11 protein-coding genes are annotated in these 16,987 nt (G+C 59.3%); 6 read left to right on the top strand and 5 right to left on the bottom strand.

Translation table 11 applies throughout. The annotated features are described in order from the left end of the window. Positions 1–9: 9 nt before the first annotated feature. The gene (locus ACP2YP_RS33435; RefSeq protein ID WP_426420446.1) at positions 10–1,260 is read right to left on the bottom strand and encodes a sarcosine oxidase subunit beta family protein; all 1,251 of its coding nucleotides are present in this window, start codon (positions 1,258–1,260) and stop codon (positions 10–12) included. A gap of 863 nt (positions 1,261–2,123) precedes the next feature. Next, a complete protein-coding gene (locus ACP2YP_RS33430; protein ID WP_426420445.1) occupies positions 2,124–2,864 on the bottom strand; it encodes an outer membrane protein in 741 nt (246 codons plus the stop codon). A 928-nt stretch (positions 2,865–3,792) separates the two neighbouring features. Between ACP2YP_RS33430 and metC the strand changes: the two genes are divergently transcribed. Both metC and ACP2YP_RS33420 read left to right on the top strand, forming a co-directional pair. Next, positions 3,793–5,040 (top strand): cystathionine beta-lyase, encoded by a 1,248-nt coding sequence (gene metC / locus ACP2YP_RS33425; RefSeq protein WP_426420444.1) that lies wholly within the window; start codon positions 3,793–3,795, stop codon positions 5,038–5,040. 225 nt (positions 5,041–5,265) lie between these two features. Further along, positions 5,266–6,696 (top strand): dicarboxylate/amino acid:cation symporter, encoded by a 1,431-nt coding sequence (locus ACP2YP_RS33420; RefSeq protein ID WP_426420443.1) that lies wholly within the window; start codon positions 5,266–5,268, stop codon positions 6,694–6,696. A gap of 123 nt (positions 6,697–6,819) precedes the next feature. Here ACP2YP_RS33420 and ACP2YP_RS33415 read toward each other — a convergent pair whose 3' ends face one another. The 3 genes from ACP2YP_RS33415 to hisC form a co-directional block, all read right to left on the bottom strand. Continuing rightward, entirely contained in the window at positions 6,820–7,845 is a 1,026-nt protein-coding gene (locus tag ACP2YP_RS33415; RefSeq protein ID WP_426420442.1) for an LLM class flavin-dependent oxidoreductase, read from the bottom strand. Positions 7,846–8,267: 422 nt separating this feature from the next. Then, positions 8,268–9,290 (bottom strand): LLM class flavin-dependent oxidoreductase, encoded by a 1,023-nt coding sequence (locus ACP2YP_RS33410; RefSeq protein WP_426420441.1) that lies wholly within the window; start codon positions 9,288–9,290, stop codon positions 8,268–8,270. Between the two features lie 293 nt (positions 9,291–9,583). Then, positions 9,584–10,684 carry a histidinol-phosphate transaminase gene (hisC, locus tag ACP2YP_RS33405; RefSeq protein ID WP_426420440.1) on the bottom strand — a complete coding sequence of 367 codons (1,101 nt, stop codon included), beginning with the start codon at positions 10,682–10,684 and terminating at the stop codon, positions 9,584–9,586. 1,821 nt (positions 10,685–12,505) lie between these two features. On the opposite strand from hisC, the gene nifA reads away from it, so the two are divergent. From nifA to folE, 4 genes are all read left to right on the top strand, one after another. Next, a complete protein-coding gene (gene nifA, locus ACP2YP_RS33400) occupies positions 12,506–14,272 on the top strand; it encodes a nif-specific transcriptional activator NifA (protein WP_426420439.1) in 1,767 nt (588 codons plus the stop codon). A 182-nt stretch (positions 14,273–14,454) separates the two neighbouring features. Next, positions 14,455–15,297: an electron transfer flavoprotein subunit beta/FixA family protein gene (locus ACP2YP_RS33395; RefSeq protein ID WP_426420438.1), complete on the top strand. Its 843-nt coding sequence runs from the start codon at positions 14,455–14,457 to the stop codon at positions 15,295–15,297. A gap of 119 nt (positions 15,298–15,416) precedes the next feature. Then, positions 15,417–15,665 (top strand): hypothetical protein, encoded by a 249-nt coding sequence (locus ACP2YP_RS33390; RefSeq protein ID WP_426426350.1) that lies wholly within the window; start codon positions 15,417–15,419, stop codon positions 15,663–15,665. Positions 15,666–16,368: 703 nt separating this feature from the next. Then, positions 16,369–16,986: a GTP cyclohydrolase I gene (folE, locus tag ACP2YP_RS33385; protein WP_426420437.1), complete on the top strand. Its 618-nt coding sequence runs from the start codon at positions 16,369–16,371 to the stop codon at positions 16,984–16,986. The last annotated feature ends 1 nt before the right edge of the window (position 16,987 follow it).

Raw genomic sequence — 16,987 nt, 5'->3', positions numbered from 1 at the left:
TTCCCGAATTCAGTGCAGATTCGGTTGGGCACCCTGGCCCTCTTCGTCAACCAGATAACCGCGCTCGAAACGGTCGAGACGCATTTCTCGCGTCACAGCGTGCGGTTCGTTTCGGGCGATGAGGTGGGCGAAGCAGAAGCCGGAGCCGGGTGTCGCCTTGAAGCCGCCGTAGCACCAGCCGGCATTGAGGTAGAGATTGTCGATATGGGTGCGGTCGATGATCGGCGTGCCGTCCATGCTCATGTCCATGATGCCCCCCCAGGAGCGCAGCACGCGCACCCGCGAGAGCGCCGGGATCATCGCCTTACCGGCTTCGATGACGTGTTCGACGCTGGCGAGATTGCCGCGCTGAGCATAGGAATTGTAACCGTCGATGTCGCCGCCGAAGACGAGGCCGCCCTTGTCGGACTGAGAGACGTAGAAATGACCGGCACCGAAGGTGACGACGCAATCGATGAAGGGCTTCAGACCTTCTGAGACGAAGGCCTGGAGCACGTGGCTTTCGATCGGCAGTTTCATGTCCGCCATCGCGGCCACCTGAGACGAATTCCCGGCCACGGCAACGGCGAGTTTGCTGCAGCCGACAACGCCCTTGGTGGTCTCGACGCCGGTGACCCTGCCATTTTCGCGGCGGATGCCGGTCACCCCGCATTCCTGGATGATGTCGACTCCCATCGCGTCGGCGCCGCGGGCATAGCCCCACGCGACGCCGTCATGGCGCACCGTGCCGCCACGCCGCTGGATAAGGCCTCCCTGAATCGGGAAGCGAGCATTGTCGAAGTCGAGGAAGGGGAGCATCTTGCTGACCTGTGTCCGGTCCAGCAGGTCGGCATCCACGCCGTGCAGCCGCATGGCATTGCCGCGCCGTGTATAGGCGTCGCACTGGGCGTCGGAATGGAAGAGATTCAACACGCCGCGTTGCGAGACCATGGCGTTGAAGTTGAAGTCCTGCTCCAGTCTCTCCCACAGCTTCATGGAAAGCTCGTAGAACGGATTGTTGCCGGGTAGCAGGTAGTTCGAGCGAATGATCGTCGTGTTGCGGCCAACGTTGCCCGAACCGATGTAGGTCTTTTCGAGGACCGCGACGTTGCGCATCCCAAATTCCTTGGCGAGATAATAGGCGGTGGCGAGGCCGTGCCCGCCACCGCCGCCGATGATCACGTCATAGTGCGGTTTGGGCCTCGGGGCGCGCCATGCAGGCTTCCATGCCGTGTTGCTGCGAAGACCATTCAGGAAAATGGAGAAGGCTGAGTAGCGCATGGTGTGTTCCCCATCGTTCGGCCTTGTATAGCGACGATTTCCAAGTCAAAGTTTCAAAGGAGAGACACAAAAAGATACCTTGCGGCCATGAAGAACATGGGCTTCCTGCTGCTGCCCGCTCGGTTGAATGCGCGGAGCCTGTATCCCCTGCAGAAGGCGCTGCCCTCTATCATATGGAGGACGCCGAGGCGGGATTACTATCAGATTTGGCAGTCGGCGGCATGGTCGCGCTCAGCTTAACTCCTGCAGTTCTTCGCTTGGACGCTGGACCGGCATTCAGAAAATGCTTTCCGAGACCCACACGACGCAGCTGGCCCGCTAACGCCCTCGTCTCGATGCGGCAAGCGCTGCTGAAGAGACGTAATTGACGCCGATAAAACGCGGGAAGAAGCGCTTATGCCTGCTCCTTGCCAGACCCAGATTGCGAGCGATGTTTCAATCCCAGTCGTCAGTCTTTGCCCTAGAGTGGTGCGATCTCGCCTTCGATCCAGGCTCAATCGACCTTGCCAGCAAGCAGAGCCAAACTCGTGGTTCATGTTGATGATGATCCGGTCCAACCGTGCCCGGAACAGTCGTTTGATCCCGTCGTCTTGTGCTTCTTGTGCATGAGGCTTACCTGCGTCTGCGGAACCGCCGGCCCTGCACAATTTCGCAGACTGGAGAAGCCGCGCCGGGTTCTTAGCGAGAGCACCGCCGCAGCCGTTGGCGGTGTCACTTGAACGTACTTAACCGATACGACAACGTCGGGGCGCAACACCTGGCTTGCACGAGAAAGGCGCGTAGCTCGGTGTTGGAGGTGAACAGCTGAAAAAGCCCCGGCCTGGGGGCCGGGGCTCTCGATCCGCCGCACTAACGCGGTGGAGTCAGTATCTGAGAACGACTGGGCCCCCGAACTTGTAGTTGAGCCGTGCGGTCAGGAGGTCGAAATCCTGCCGGATGCGATCGCTTGCGACCGCGCCGGCAGCGGTGGTGAAGTTCACATTGGCGTCTTGGCGGAACAGATGGTCGTACTCGACGCCGACCGACCAGTTCGGCGCGAAGCCGAATTCGATGCCCGCCCCGACCACGCCGCCCCAACCGGTCTTGTCAGTGCTCGCCAGCTGCGCGCCGCTGATGGAGCTGACCTGATAGGTGTTGCCGGTCACAGCGGCACCGCCCTTGGCGTAGAGCAATACGTTGTTGATGGCATAGCCGACTTGGCCTGTAAGCAGACCGAACGATCCCGTCTTGGTCTGATTGATGTCGCCCGGGAAGGCGGCGCTGACATTGGAGCCGCTGAAATCGGCCCAGTTGCCTTGGCCTTCGACACCGAAAACGACCTGGCCCGTCTGCCAGCGATAGCCAAGCTGGCCACCAACGGTTCCGCCGCTCGCGTCATGAGAGCCCTCGGGCGTGACGCCTCCAAAATCCCAGGAGCTATTGGTCGAACCCCAGCCACCATTGGCACCAAGATAGAAACCGCTCCAGTCATAGATTGCGGCCGCGACCGGTGCTTGCGGCGGCGGTGCCTTGGTGTAGATGGGCTGCTGAGCGAGATCGGCGGCGAATGCGGGCGCTGCCCCGATCAACGCGACGATGCTGGCAGTCACAAGCAACTTCTTCATTTCGAATACGCTCCTTCACATGTCCCCTGCGCCACGCGCGTCTTAACAGTGCTGTCGCGAATTGCTGTAGCTGTTGCGCAACATTTTCGCTTCCAGAAGCGCGTGAACCTAACGCTGCGTCAGGTTGCTCGCCCGTAAATCATGATCAAACCGACAGAACACGCAGTGGTCCATCGTGTATCGAACCCGAGGGCGTGCGCGCCAACTCACATATAGAAATGAAGTTGTCGTTGCACTTGAACCAGAGCGATCACGACAGGCGCGTGCACTGAAGCAGCGAGCATAGCAAAGAATCGAAGTGAGCCATCATGTCCGCCCATTTCCTGTGACCGCCTCTCACCCGGCGAGCGGAAACAGTCACTATCTGGTCAGTCAAGACGGATCAAGCCACGGATCTAAGTGGGTCGAAGGTTTCAACGATCAAGACCGCACGCGCGTCAAACGCGGCACGCACGCTGCTGGTCTACCTCGTTCACAACATCATCGGGGAAAGCCAGTTCGAACATAGTCGCCTGATAATGGCCAGTTCTCAACACGATGTGTTTCGTTCGAGACAAAGTGCTCGCGCGGCGTCCACGTCGCTGCGCATTCACGGTGAGCCTTTGCGATCGAGGGCCCAGCACGCTTGGCGCGCCTCTTGCTTCGTTGGCGCTTAAAGGATTTGGCTCGACTTAATAGGAGCGGTGAATGCCGGCCTGTTGGCGGATCTTACAAGGGAGCGTGCTTTGATACTGCGCCGTCCTGATGTGCAACCAATCTTTATGAGGCGCACGCAACGCAGGTTGTTCTGGTGCGAAGGAGCGAGCCGATTTCAATTAGAACAAGGAGGCGACCTACGAAAACGACCCGCATCGATTAGGCCCATCCGAACCGCACCTGGTGCCGCTCCCCCGGGCCAGGCCGAACACAATCTCAAAAGAAAGACGCAATGAAGTACCTGGAGGACAGCAAGGACCTGGACATCGAGACCCGGCTTTCTCGTCTCGGCCGTGCGCCCGCCGAACATTCCGGGATGGTCAACATGCCCGTCTACCGGGGCTCCACAATTGTTTCGGAAACCCTGGAGGAGTACGAATGGCGCAGGCAGAGCGATCCGACGGGGAACTACGGCCGCTTTGGCTCGCCCCTGTCCCGCGCACTCGAGCTTGCCGTTTGCGAACTGGAGGGCGGCTATCGCTCGCTGCTATTTCCGTCGGGGCTCTCGGCCTGCACGCATTCGCTTCTCGGCGTTCTGCGCGCAGGCGACCACGTTCTGATCAGCGACGGCGTCTATACACCTCTCAGGACATTTGCAGACGAGGTTCTCTCAAGACTTCAGATCACGGTGCAATACTTCTCTCCAACGCAGCCTGCAGAGCTTGCGGCAAAAATCACCCAGAAGACCCGGGCCATCTATCTGGAATCACCTTCGTCCCTCACGTTCGAGGTGCAAAACGTCCCTGCGCTTGCCACCGTCGCCCATCGCTCCAATGCGCTAGTGGTCATGGACAATACGTGGGCAACGCCTCTGTATTTCAAGCCGTTTGCGCACGGCGTCGACATCTCGATCCAAGCGGCGACCAAATATATCATCGGCCATTCAGACGCGCTGCTTGGTATCGCCTCGGCCAACGAATCGGCGTGGCCGGCGCTGCGGTCGAGCGCCCATGATTTCGGGGAGATCGCTGGGCCGGATGACATCTATTTGGCCCTGCGGGGACTGCGTACCTTGGCCGTCCGCATGAAGCGTCATTGGGACAATGGCCTCAAGCTGGCCCAAAGCCTTCAGTCGCATCCAGCTGTCGACAACATCTTGCACCCGGCGTGTCCGGACGATCCTGGTCACGCGCTTTGGAAACGAGACTTTTCGGGGGCGAGCGGCCTCTTTGGCCTCGCGCTGAAACCGATGTCGCAGCCGCAGCTTTCGACTTTCTTCAATAGGCTGCGGCTTTTTGGCATCGGCTGGTCCTGGGGCGGATATGAAAGCCTCGTGATGCATGTCGACCCATTGAAACGCGCGGAACCATCGCTTGCTCTCGCTGGACCGCTGATTCGGGTTCACGCGGGCTTGGAGGACGCGAGCGACCTGAACGCGGATATGTATCAGGCGCTCGATGCGGCTTGGGAGACAAGAAGCAGTCGTGTTGATCCGGACAATGATGATGCGCTTGTCGCTGAGCTCTCCAAACGAGCTTAAGCGCAGTCAACTCGAAGCCGAACCTTGGCTTGGCCAAGAGAAGTCGGCAGTGAACGAGTAGGAAGGGACCGTCATCGGCGCTTGTTGATGAAGAGCGAGAGACCCGCTCGTCATCCAGATGCTCTGGCCTACGATTCCTGGGTCAGAAGTTCGCTCGCGGGATGGTGTCGGAGCAGCTCCGATACCCCATCCAGCGGGACCGCCGCCAAACCTGGGAGGAGCGTTATGACGACCATTGCAGCTGCGCCAACCGCGCGGGCGTCTCGGTCATGGTATAAGGTCCTCTACGTCCAAGTGTTGTTGGCAATCCTACTCGGCATCATCGTCGGCTGGGGCTGGCCGTCGCTTGCCACCTCTGACTGGATGAGGGCGCTCGGCGACGGCTTCATCAAGCTCATCAAGATGGTGATCGCGCCGATCATCTTCTGCACCGTGGTCTCCGGCATCGCTCATATCCAGGATGCGAAGAAGGTCGGCAGGGTGGGGATCAAGGCGCTGGTCTATTTCGAGATCGTCTCCACCCTCGCGCTCGTGATTGGTCTCGTCATGGGCAATCTGTTCCAGATTGGCCGCGGCCTTGCCGCCAAGCCCGATGCGACCGCAGTTGCCAATTATGTCGAGCAGGCGAAGGCGACCAAGTTCGTTGATTTTGTTCTTAGCATCATTCCAGACAGCGTGGTCGGCGCGCTCGCGCGCGGTGACATCCTGCAGGTGCTGCTGTTTGCGATTCTCCTCGGCTTTTCACTGATGGCGCTCGGAGAGCGCGGCGAGAGGCTGCGCAGCACGATCGACGACGCCGCGCAGGCCGTGTTCGGCGTGATCGCCATCATTATGAAGGCCGCGCCGATCGGAGCGTTCGCCGCCATGGCATTTACAATCGGCAAGTTCGGACCCTCGGCGCTGGCCAATCTGATCGGATTGATCGCGCTGTTCTACGCGACCGCCGCGCTATTCGTGATCGTCGTTCTCGGGTTGATCGCGCGGTTCGTCGGCTTCTCGATCTTCAAGTTCATCGCCTATCTCAAAGACGAACTCTTGATTGTGCTCGGCACATCGTCCTCAGAGAGTGCGCTGCCACAGTTGATGGAGAAGCTCGAGCGGCTGGGCTGCTCGAAGCCCGTGGTCGGCCTCGTGGTGCCGACCGGCTATTCCTTCAATCTCGACGGCACCAACATCTATATGACGCTCGCGACATTGTTCATCGCGCGCGCCCTCGGGCTCGACCTCGCTTTCGACCAGCAACTCACGATTTTGATCGTGGCGATGCTGACCTCAAAAGGGGCGAGCGGTGTCACCGGAGCTGGTTTCATCACGCTGGCAGCGACCCTGTCCGCGGTCAACCCGGCTCTGGTGCCAGGGATGGCGATCGTGTTCTCGATCGACAAGTTCATGAGCGAGGTGCGCGCACTCACCAACATCATAGGCAATGGCGTTGCAGTTGTGTTCGTGTCCTGGTGGGAAGGCGAGCTCGACCGGATCACGCTGCATGCACGCCTTGGCCGCCGGGCCGATCTGCCCGATGTGGAAACGGCGTTCGCGACTGCTGACGCCGTTCCTACCTCGGAGGACACGCGCAATTCAGAGATCGCGCGCGCAAGAAGAGGAAATTGGACTGAACGTGCGCGTGGCAAACGCGGACGAACGCATTCGTCGTGATGCTGTTTCAACGCGACCAACGCCTGGTGGAGTAGGCGAAGGTCGAGGTCGTGCGTGGTCCCGCGCATTGACCAAACGCGAGCTTTGAACGGCGAACTGCTGTTGAAACGGCGGAATGATGACTCAGGATTGGTCGAGCAACTCGGATTGGATCGTCCTCGCGGTGTAGAGGGAAGCATCTAGCGGCAAATTACCAAATGCGAGCTGACAAAGCAGGTAATTTGCGCCTGCTTCCTCCAGCTGATGAAGCAGAACGTTTCGGACGGAGCTCGGCGTTCCGACGACGCACAATTCGCTCTCGACTGCCGCATGGAATGTCAGCGGAAGGGATTGTGGCGTCGGGATGTCATTGAGCTCGTAAAGGAATTTGAAGCTCCGCAGCCATTGTTCGTAAGCGGATCTGGCGAGCGAATAAGCGTCCGCCTCAGATCGCCCAATCACGATCATGCGCAGCAATCCAACAAATGGCCCACGATCAGGGGCGCTGGGGCTGCGCTCTCGATGGGTGTGGTAGGCATCGGTAATTTGGCGGACGCCGGCGGCGGGCCCAACGCAGGCGAGGTTTGCGCCATTGCCCGCGGCCCAGATGGCCGTTTCGGGTCGATTGGTAGTCACCCATATCGGGGGAGATGGACGCTGGTGAGTCGTTAATGTCAGAGGAACCTCATTCAACTGGAAATGTCGGCCTTGGTAGGACAGAACTCCACCCTTCATGGCCTTCAGGAGAATGTTGTTGGCTTCCTCATATTGGCTTGGCGCCGCATCCTCGCCAATTCCAAAATAGCCTAACTCGGCCGGCAGGGCGCCCCGTCCGAGACCCAGCTCGAGCCTGCCGCCGCTCAATTGATCGAGCATGCAGATCTCTTCAAAAGCGCGGAGCGGATGATAGAGGTTAAGCAGCATCACCAATGGGCCGAGACGGAGGTGCTGCGTACGCTGCGCGAGACTCGACAGGAAAAGACTCGGCGAAGGGCCTCTTCCATGGGGCGTGCAATGGTGCTCTGCCACGTGATACGCATAGAATCCGAGGCGGTCGTATGCCTCCGCCAACATGAGCCGATCTTCGTATTGATGGCCAATATCGCGGCCGTCGTCGTCCAGGTGATCGAAAATGCCGCAGGTGAGTTTTGACGAAGGCTGTTGTGTCATTAGAATATATCCTTGCTGAGGGGGAAGGCCTGCTCGTTTTCAGGGCGCGACTTAAGGGCCGAATTTGTTTTGGCCGCATCTCGCGAGCGTCGGGTCTGAGCTTCGATAGGTGCCTAGGGTCGAGCGACGAGATCGTTGTTCCGTTTCGCCTCCGTGAGGCTGGGATAAGCGCTCGATGCGCGGCCACTTGGTCGTCAGCTGTAATGGGTCAATGCTTGGCTTGAGCCGCTATCATCGTTTTCTCGTTCCATCAGTGGGATAACGAAATGAGTGGGCCTCGACGCGCGGTTGGCTATCCACCGCGCTTCAGGCATTCTGAGATCGCGGCAACTGCAGCTAATGCCAATGCTGATGCAGTGGTCGAGGCCGTCATCTGGAAAAACGGCAACGAGTAACGGTGGCTTGCTGTACCAAATGACGACTTAGGGATGGCCTAGCAGCTCGGATTGGATGGTTTCTGCGGCGTATAGGGATGCATCTAGTGGTAAATTCCCAAATGCGAGCTGGCAAAGGAGGTAATTTGCGCCTGCCTCCTCCAGCTGATTGAGCAGAAGGCGTCGGACGGGCGTTGGTGTTCCTACGACGCACAATTCGCTCTCGATTGCCGCATCGAATGTCAGCGGAAAGGCCTGTGGCGTCGGGATATCATTGAGCTCGTAAAGGAATTTGAAGCTCCGCAGCCATTGCTCGTAGGCGGATCTAGCCAGCGAATATGCGTCCGTCTCGGATCGCCCAATCACGACCATGCGCAGCAATCCAACAAATGGCCTGCGATCAGGGGCGCAGGGACTGCGCTCTCGATGTGTGCGGTAAGCATCGGAAATGTTGCGAACACCGACGGAGGGACCCACGCAGGCGAGGTTCGCGCCATTGCCAGCGGCCCAAATTGCCGTGTCGAGCCGATTGGTGGTCACCCATATCGGGGGAGATGGACGCTGGTGAGTCGTTAACGTCGGAGGAACCTCGTTCAACTGGAAATGTCGGCCTCGGTACGACAAGGCTCCGCCCGTTATGGCCTTTACCAGAATGTCATTGGCTTCCTCGTACCGGCTCGGCGCCGCGTCCTCGCAAATCCCGAAACAGCTCAACTCGACTGGAAGGCCCCCCCGTCCGAGACCCAGCTCGAGCCTGCCGCCGCTTAATTGATCAAGCATGCAGATCTCCTCAAAAGCGCGGAGCGGATGATAGAAGTTGAGCAGCATTACAAATGGGCCGAGACGAAGGTGCCGCGTACGCTGGGCGACACTCGACAGGAAGAGACCCGGCGAAGGACCTCTTCCATGGGGCGTGCAATGCTCTGCGACGTGATACGCATAGAAGCCGAGGCGATCGTATGCCTCCGCCAAAATAAGGCGATCTTCGTATTGACGACCAATATCGCGGCCGTCGTCGTCCAGTTGATCGAAAATGCCGCAGGCGAGTTTTGACGAAGGCTGTTGTGTCATTTGCATAGATCCTTGTTGGGGCGGAATGCCTGCTCGTTCCAGGAGGGCGTAAGGCCGCATTTATTATGGCCACATCTCACGACCGTCGGGTCTGAACGTCGATGGGTGCCCGTGCGTCGAGCGCACGAGATCGTTGTCTCGCTTCAGCCCTGCAACACGCGCTGGGGTAAGCACTCAATGCGCGGTCACTTGGCCATCACCTGCAGGGGTCCTTGCTTGGCTCGAGCCGCTATCATCGGCTTCCTGTTTCATCAGCGGTATAACGAAGGGAGGGGACATCGACGCGCGGTCGGCTATCCACCTCGCTTCAGGCGTTCTGAGATCGCGGCAACTGCAGCTAAAAAGGAGTCCATTTGTTCGTTTGTGCCAATGCTGATGCGGATGCAGTGGTCGAGGCCGTCATCTGGAAAAACGGCAACGAGTATTCCTTCCCTCTCCAGTGCGGCGTGCCACCACCTGCCGTCCTGTCCGTTCGGGACGCGCGCCAGCAAGAAATTGGTATGAGAGGGCGCGACGCGGAACCCAAACTGACGCAGTGCGGCCGCAACTCGTTCTCTCTCGTGCCTGATATGTCTATGGTTCTCTTCGTAGGCCGCGCGATGTGAAAGGATGCTGACGCCGACCGCATGCGCTATGACATTCATGTTGAAGACGTTCTGGATGTTCCGCAGTCTTCCAATAAGCTCTGGATGTCCAAGGCCAAAGCCGACGCGAATGCCGGCGGCCGCATAGCTCTTTGAAAGCGTTCTGAGGAGCAGGAGATTGGGGTGGCGGCGCACGAGCCGTAGACCGTTATCAGGTGCGAAGTCGACATAGGCTTCATCCAACACGACCAAGCGGTCAGATTGTGCCACGAGGCGTTCGATGTCGGCGATGGGGGCGAACGTCCCAGTCGGATTGTTGGGATTGGCTAACAAGATGAACTTGGCGTCCTTTGCCGGACCGAAGAGCAGCTGATCAATCGGGATCGAATGCGAGTCGCTCCACAAAACTTCGAGAAATTTGGCGCTCTGCAACACAGCTAGCTTACGATTGAACGAAAACCCGGGAGACATCATTGCGACGCTATCGCCGGGCGCAAGAAAGGCCCTGTAGATCAGGCCGAGAAGCTCCGACGATCCGTTGCCGGCGATCACATGGTCCTTTGAGAGGCCGTAGGCATTGGCGGCAGCCTCCCTCAAACCGATGTTATCGTCTTCCGGATACAGATACTGACGCTCGAGCGCCGAGATCGCACTTCGCCATACCATTGTTGGTAGTGGAAATGGGTTCTCATTGGTGTTTAGTTTCACGTAACGCGCATCTGGCGCCCGCTGGCCGGGCGACTGGGCTTCTAGGTCCTTAACCGGCTGCGCCAGAGAAGAGAGCACACTTTGCAGTTTTGCATCGACCATATTCTTGTCCCTCTTGATGCGCAGACGGCAGTTGCCATTAGGAGTGTGCTTGACGGTCTAGCGAGAAATCCGCTTCGCACACCTGGCGTTGCGTCGCCTGGCTCGTTGGCGGTGCGCGAGAGCCAAAAGGCGGCAGTTAAAGCGCAGCGCATCACAAGAACGACCTGGTTGTTGGTGCGCGACCTTGCGAGCGCTCTGTCAATCTCAGCCGCGACTGCGTGCAGCCGAGTCGGGTCGCCAAGCCAGCCCCTGCAGGCCCAGCACGATCGAGCCGCAAGCCTCGGTTTGAAAGTCGGTACATTGGCAGCGTCATGCGATGCTCCCCGGCGAAGCACTGACCTACGCCGGCTTTTCTGAAGGCCGTAGCGACCTGTTTGCCGAACCTACAATTTGACGCTACGTGCGAATCAAGTCCTGTCGACGTGCTCGTCACACGAATTCGCGCAAGCTTGTGGCTGAACGCTCGTTAGGCCTGGCTCGGGCTTTGAGAGCGCGTGCGGCGAATCAAGGGCGGTTCGGGCGGTATCACGGGGCAAGATCGGTCGCCGGGACGAGCGCTGCACGGCTCTCGGGCAATCCACTGTTGGAATTCTGCCCTTTGTCAGAAAGCAAACACAGCCCATGTCCTGAGTCCGTGCCCCTTCGCGAGACGACATTTGGCTGCGAACTTCTACGTTGTTGATCGCGGTGGCCAAGATCCTGCAACGCGCTCACCGGTGGCGCTATGGGAATAAGGTGTGTGTTTGTGCCGCGATCTTGGCGAAGAACGTGGGAAATTCAGTCGGCCGGAGCCGACGACTGGCGCCCAACGGCCGCACGCTTTTCGAAGGCAGCATCCCGGAGCGAAGACGCAAGACGCTTGTTCCGGCCGCGGCCTCGCGCAATCCCGAGTGCCTTGCTGGAGCGCCGTGTCGGGCAGCCGGCTGGCCGATGGCCCTCTGCACACGTCCGCCGCTTCAACGTGAGCGATCCAGGTGCGACCCTGCAACCAGTGTCAAGATCGAGGTCAATCGCGGCAGATATCGGCAGCTATTATTCGCCGCCCTAGACGTCGAAGAATGGCTCGCGAGCGCAATCACATGCCTCGATCGACACTGGCGGCATTCCTCCGAGGGCGCCGGACGTCACCAAGCTCGCCGTTGACGAGTTCAGTCAAGACGTCGCTCGGCCCATTCCACTTGAATCGGGGACCCGATGTGAACCGTGTGTTCCTGTTCGTCAGCTAAGGACAACGCCGACATCGATACTGTGATCGCCGGCGTTTGCGCGTTCGCCTGTCTTTGCAAGCAGCGATCAGCCTCCTTGCAAAGCGAGGTTCCGATTCTTACGAGCGAAATCGCACGCACCAACACACCGCGTCCGATTTCGGGCAATGCGATTGCATGCGCGAGCAGGCGTTTTGTCGCATGAGAGGATTAAGCATCCCTGCAAAACATCGGCGCTCCTCGCGTGGGACTGCACCAGAAGAGATCGCATGCATCGCATTCCAATGTTTGGTCGGGAAAAAATCCCATTCTGATCGGGAAAAAGATGACGCACGCGCCAAGTTGCTATTCAAAGGTTGCCGACGGCTCGCGGTCGGCTACAGATGGAGTCGGAAAATCGTAGACGAGGGTTCTGGAACTCGTGCAGCGCACTGTGAACACAGGACGACATCGTAACAAGGACGTTAGGACCACGATGCGTTTATAGCAGTGCCATGAAAGAGGGTTATCTTCAGCTGGCGTCCCTGAATTGCGCGCGACCATCGGACGCAGCATCAAACTCGCAAAATCCAAACAAGATGGTAGGGAGGATGCTGAAAATAACGGAGACGTCGTCATGTTGAATATCGCTTCCGCACTCGAAAGGTCTGACTCAGTGTCGGAGACGAGCCGAACTGTTCCCATTGTGACGCTGCATGAAAGCGCCGTTGTCGGGATCTTCGAAATCTCGAAGATACTCACCGCCCCGTGCCGGCTCGAGCTCACGTTGGCCAACGTCGTGGATATTCTGCATTCGTTTGTTCAGATGCGGCACGGCATCGTCTCGCTTTTCGACCATGATGGCCAGCCAGACATTACGGTCGGCGTCGGCTGGACCGAAGGCAGCGACGAGCGGTACCGGACGCGCCTGCCACCGAAAGCGATCGATCAGATCGTGGCGACAGACATGCCGCTCGTGGCCGAGGACATCGCAGTCCATTCGGCGTTCACGACGGCCGACCTCGAGGTGCTCGGTGCCACCGACAACGCACGGGTGTCGTTCATCGGTGTTCCCATTCGGATCGACGCGAAAGCAGTTGGCGCGCTGACCATCGACCGTGTTCTGGACGACAGCTCAAGCGTACGGCTCGAATACGACGTGAGACTTCTCACCATGATCGCCAATCTGGTCGGGCAGACCGTGAAGCTGCATCGGCTCTTTGCCACAGACCGCGAGCGACTGATGGCGGAAAAGGATCGATTACAAAAGCAATTGGCCGAAATCCAGCAACCCGCGCGCGAGCGCAAGAAGGTCAATGTGGAAGGCATCATTGGCGATAGTCCGGCGCTGCGCGCGCTGCTCGACAAGATCGCGGTGGTTGCCAAATCGAATAGCACGGTTCTGCTGCGCGGCGAATCCGGTACCGGGAAGGAGCTGGTAGCCAAGGCTATTCACGCCCTCTCGGCGCGCTCCAAGCGGCCGTTCATCAAGCTCAACTGTGCGGCGCTCCCCGAGACCGTTCTGGAATCTGAATTGTTCGGTCATGAGAAAGGTGCTTTTACCGGCGCCTTCAGTTCACGCAAGGGGCGCTTTGAGCTGGCCGACAAGGGTACGCTGTTTCTGGACGAGATCGGCGAGATCTCGCCCTCGTTTCAGGCAAAGCTGCTGCGCGTCCTGCAGGAGCAGGAATTCGAGCGTGTCGGCAGCAATCAGACCATGAAAGTCGACGTTCGCGTCATTGCAGCTACGAACAGAAACCTGGAGGAAGCGGTCGCAAATAATGGGTTCCGCGCTGACCTCTATTACCGCGTGAGCGTCGTTCCCTTGCTGCTGCCGCCTTTGCGCGAAAGGCGCAGCGACATTCCGCTGCTCGCCGCGGAGTTTCTCAGGAATTTCAACAGCGAAAACGGCCGCACGTTGACGTTCGATCAAAGTGCGACGGACGTGCTGATGAATTGCGGGTTTCCGGGTAACGTCCGTGAACTCGAAAATTGCGTGCAGCGGACAGCGACCCTCGCCCCAGGACCTTCGATCTGCAGAGAGGACTTCGCCTGCTGCCACGGCCAGTGCCTTTCGGCGATGCTGTGGAAGGGTGGATCTGAAGACGTGCCGCTGCAAGCGCGCCCAACTTGCGCAGGGGCCCCGAAGCCGAACAGCGCCGGCGTTGAATCTGGTCGATCGGCCGCCGGCGCTGTCCCGCCTGTCCGGGACGCGCAGGCTGGGCTGGGGCCAGCCGGCGCCGCACTCGTAAATACCGGACAGATGACCGATCCCGAGCGCGTCATCGCGGCCATGGAGCGATCGGGTTGGGTTCAGGCAAAGGCGGCGCGCCTGCTTGGCGTTACTCCCCGCCAGATTGGCTACGCGCTGAGGAAATACGGCATCGAGATCAAGCGTTTCTGAGCGGTGTGGTGTTGGTGCGACCATAGCGTCGCGATGACGACGAATGTCCGAAATGCGTCTGCACGTGTTGGAGCACGTCAGGCTCTCAGAACCCGTTGTTTTCATCGACTCATGCCGTAAACCGCAAATGGTACGACATTTGCTGTGCCTTCTCCGGATTTCGAAAGTCTCTGGAGAAGCACATGCACAATGTCGTCTGCATCAAGCAGGTCCCTGATTCCGCACAGATCCGCGTGCACCCTGTGACCAACACGATCATGCGCCAGGGCGTACCAACCATCATCAATCCTTACGACTTGTTCGCGCTCGAAGCTGCGCTCGATCTGCGCGACAAGTTTGGTGGTGAGATCACCGTCCTTACAATGGGCCCACCCTCGGCCGAGGACACTCTACGGAAAGCCCTCACCTTTGGCGCCGATCGCGCGGTGCTGCTGACCGACCGTTGCTTCGCGGGTGCGGACACCCTGGCAACCACCTACGCGCTTGCGACCGCCATCCGCAAGATCGGCAAGGATTATGGCCAGCCTGACCTCATATTCACGGGCAAGCAGACGATCGATGGCGACACCGCGCAGGTCGGGCCAGGTATCGCAAGGCGGCTTGCTGTGCAACAGCTCACCTACGTTGCCAAGATCATGACCATCGATCTCACGGTGCGCACAATCGAGGCGGAGCGGCGCTCCGAGGGCGGCACCCAGGTGCTGCGCGCAAGCCTGCCGTCGCTCATCACCATGATGGAGGCGACCAACCAGATTCGCCGTGGCGCAATGGCAGATGCTTTGCGCGCCGCACGAGCGCCGATTGTGAAATGGAACGCCCAGGAGGCTGGCGTCGAGGATGTTTCAAAATGCGGTCTCAGGGGCTCGCCCACCGTCGTTAAACGCGTCTTCGCGCCCTCAGCGCGCGCTGAGAAGGCAGCCATCGTGGATGCTGCCGAGCAGCCGGCGCAAGCCTTGATCGACACCATTTTCCAGCAGAAGCCCAAGCTTGAAACCGAGCTTGCCGCTCTGGCCCGAGGCTCATGACCCGGGGAGAGGTTCGGGCGATCGGCAAGGACGAGCAGCGGCCGTCGACGAGCTTACGCCGGGGCAGAGTAGGTGGGTGGACAGAGCGTTAAGCCGAAAGTTGCAGGCTACGAGTGGCGATGATCCTGCGATTCCACTGCGCCGTCGAGCATTTGGACGTGTGGAGTGCAAGCGGACATGGCTTCTCCTTCGTGATCGCTTATGCGAGCCGCGCAGGCCACGGCTTTCACGGACGTCCTGGCTATGTGGCGTCATGGCGCCCGCTTTATCGAAGTCGTGGCGCAATCAAGATCGCCGGCTCGCCCTTCACAACGTTCGCCGATGCCGAGCAAGCCTGCAACTCAACGCTGAAGCATCTGACAGGGTGAAGCTCAGAGCCGATGCGATGCACCGAACGGGAGCGTCAACGAATATGGTGATTGGTCCCAACCAGGTCGGTGAGAATACGTTTCGCACATTTGCGGCCGAGACGTTCCGTTTCTGGCGTTGCCTCTTGGTTTCCAGATCGAGCCGCTCGGCCGGGGACTCCCAGCCCCACTCAGGGGGAGCGTCATGTCTCTGGCAGCCGATTGGGTCGCAGAATGAGTGGCCGTATTGTCGTATCAGTCGCCGTCGGGTCGAAGACGCCCATGACTGGGGCGAACGCGACGACGTATCCCATCCGCACGAGCGGCGCAAAGCCCATGGTCTCCTTCGGGCAACCGCGCGCAGCGTCGTATCCGGCATGCTGATTGCTAGAGATTAGAAGACCCATTTCACCAATTGCGGTCCTCGCAGCGACCAGCCCAGGAGTTCATCTCAAATGTATCGATTTGTGCAAATTGAAAAACGCGCGCGTGCACCGCTGACTAGCGTCCGGTCTTTGAAGTGCTATCAATCGCAGCTTATGCCCCAAATGCGTTTTGTCCAGGCGGCCATTCCTCAGTTCTTTCGGCCGACGGATCAGATGGGGTAGGCGGATCACGCGATCGGACCGCAGATCAGTGCTCGGCGGAAACAAGGCAAAGTGTCAGGCAGGAAGTTTTGATAAGCTCAACGCAGGCAATTCGTAAACGCCTCCTCGAAGCTGGCGTGTCGTTTGCGCCAAACGCAAACATCGCAGAACACCTGCTGCCCGGTGACATTGAGGTGATACAGGCCGAGGTCGAGCGGCACATGCAGGCCGTACTGGATGCCTTGGTCATCGATACCAATCCCGCCCACAATACGCAGGGGACCGCGAAGCGAATTGCCAAAATGTACGTGCGCGAGGTGTTTGCCGGCCGCTTTGAGGCCGCGCCTGCGGTCACGGACTTTCAGAACGACAGCGGTCTAGATGAGATCTACTCGCTTGGCCCTATCGCAGTGCGTTCGGCGTGCGCCCACCACCTTGTACCCGTCACCGGCCGCATGTGGGTCGGCGTTCTGCCTGGTGACAAGCTGATCGGTATCAGCAAGTTTGTACGCCTCGCCAACTGGATCTTGTCGCGACCCCACCTGCAAGAGGAAGCGACCGTCATGCTGGCGGACGAGCTCGAGGGCCGTCTCAAGCCGAAGGGATTGGCCGTCGTCCTCAAGGCACAGCATCAGTGCATGGTCTGGCGCGGTGTTCGCGAAACGGGAACCATCATGACGACCAGCATCATGCGCGGAGCCTTCCGCGACAGCAAGGCAATGCGTAGCGAATTTATGACGCAGATCAAGGACTAAG

The sequence above is a fragment of the Bradyrhizobium genosp. A genome (genome assembly GCF_049949275.1).
In the GTDB taxonomy this organism is placed as follows: Bacteria; Pseudomonadota; Alphaproteobacteria; order Rhizobiales; family Xanthobacteraceae; genus Bradyrhizobium.
This window is presented reverse-complemented; position numbering and strand designations above follow the sequence as displayed.

Excerpts from the sequence above, each read along its gene's own strand:
- ACP2YP_RS33420 (WP_426420443.1), top strand. The coding sequence starts at position 5,266 with ATGACGACCATTGCAGCTGCGCCAACCGCGCGGGCGTCTCGGTCATGG.
- ACP2YP_RS33390 (WP_426426350.1), top strand. The coding sequence starts at position 15,417 with ATGATCCTGCGATTCCACTGCGCCGTCGAGCATTTGGACGTGTGGAGT.
- ACP2YP_RS33430 (WP_426420445.1), bottom strand. The coding sequence starts at position 2,864 with ATGAAGAAGTTGCTTGTGACTGCCAGCATCGTCGCGTTGATCGGGGCA.
- hisC (WP_426420440.1), bottom strand. The coding sequence starts at position 10,684 with ATGGTCGATGCAAAACTGCAAAGTGTGCTCTCTTCTCTGGCGCAGCCG.
- nifA (WP_426420439.1), top strand. The coding sequence starts at position 12,506 with ATGTTGAATATCGCTTCCGCACTCGAAAGGTCTGACTCAGTGTCGGAG.
- ACP2YP_RS33435 (WP_426420446.1), bottom strand. The coding sequence starts at position 1,260 with ATGCGCTACTCAGCCTTCTCCATTTTCCTGAATGGTCTTCGCAGCAAC.
- ACP2YP_RS33415 (WP_426420442.1), bottom strand. The coding sequence starts at position 7,845 with ATGACACAACAGCCTTCGTCAAAACTCACCTGCGGCATTTTCGATCAC.
- ACP2YP_RS33410 (WP_426420441.1), bottom strand. The coding sequence starts at position 9,290 with ATGACACAACAGCCTTCGTCAAAACTCGCCTGCGGCATTTTCGATCAA.
- ACP2YP_RS33395 (WP_426420438.1), top strand. The coding sequence starts at position 14,455 with ATGCACAATGTCGTCTGCATCAAGCAGGTCCCTGATTCCGCACAGATC.
- metC (WP_426420444.1), top strand. The coding sequence starts at position 3,793 with ATGAAGTACCTGGAGGACAGCAAGGACCTGGACATCGAGACCCGGCTT.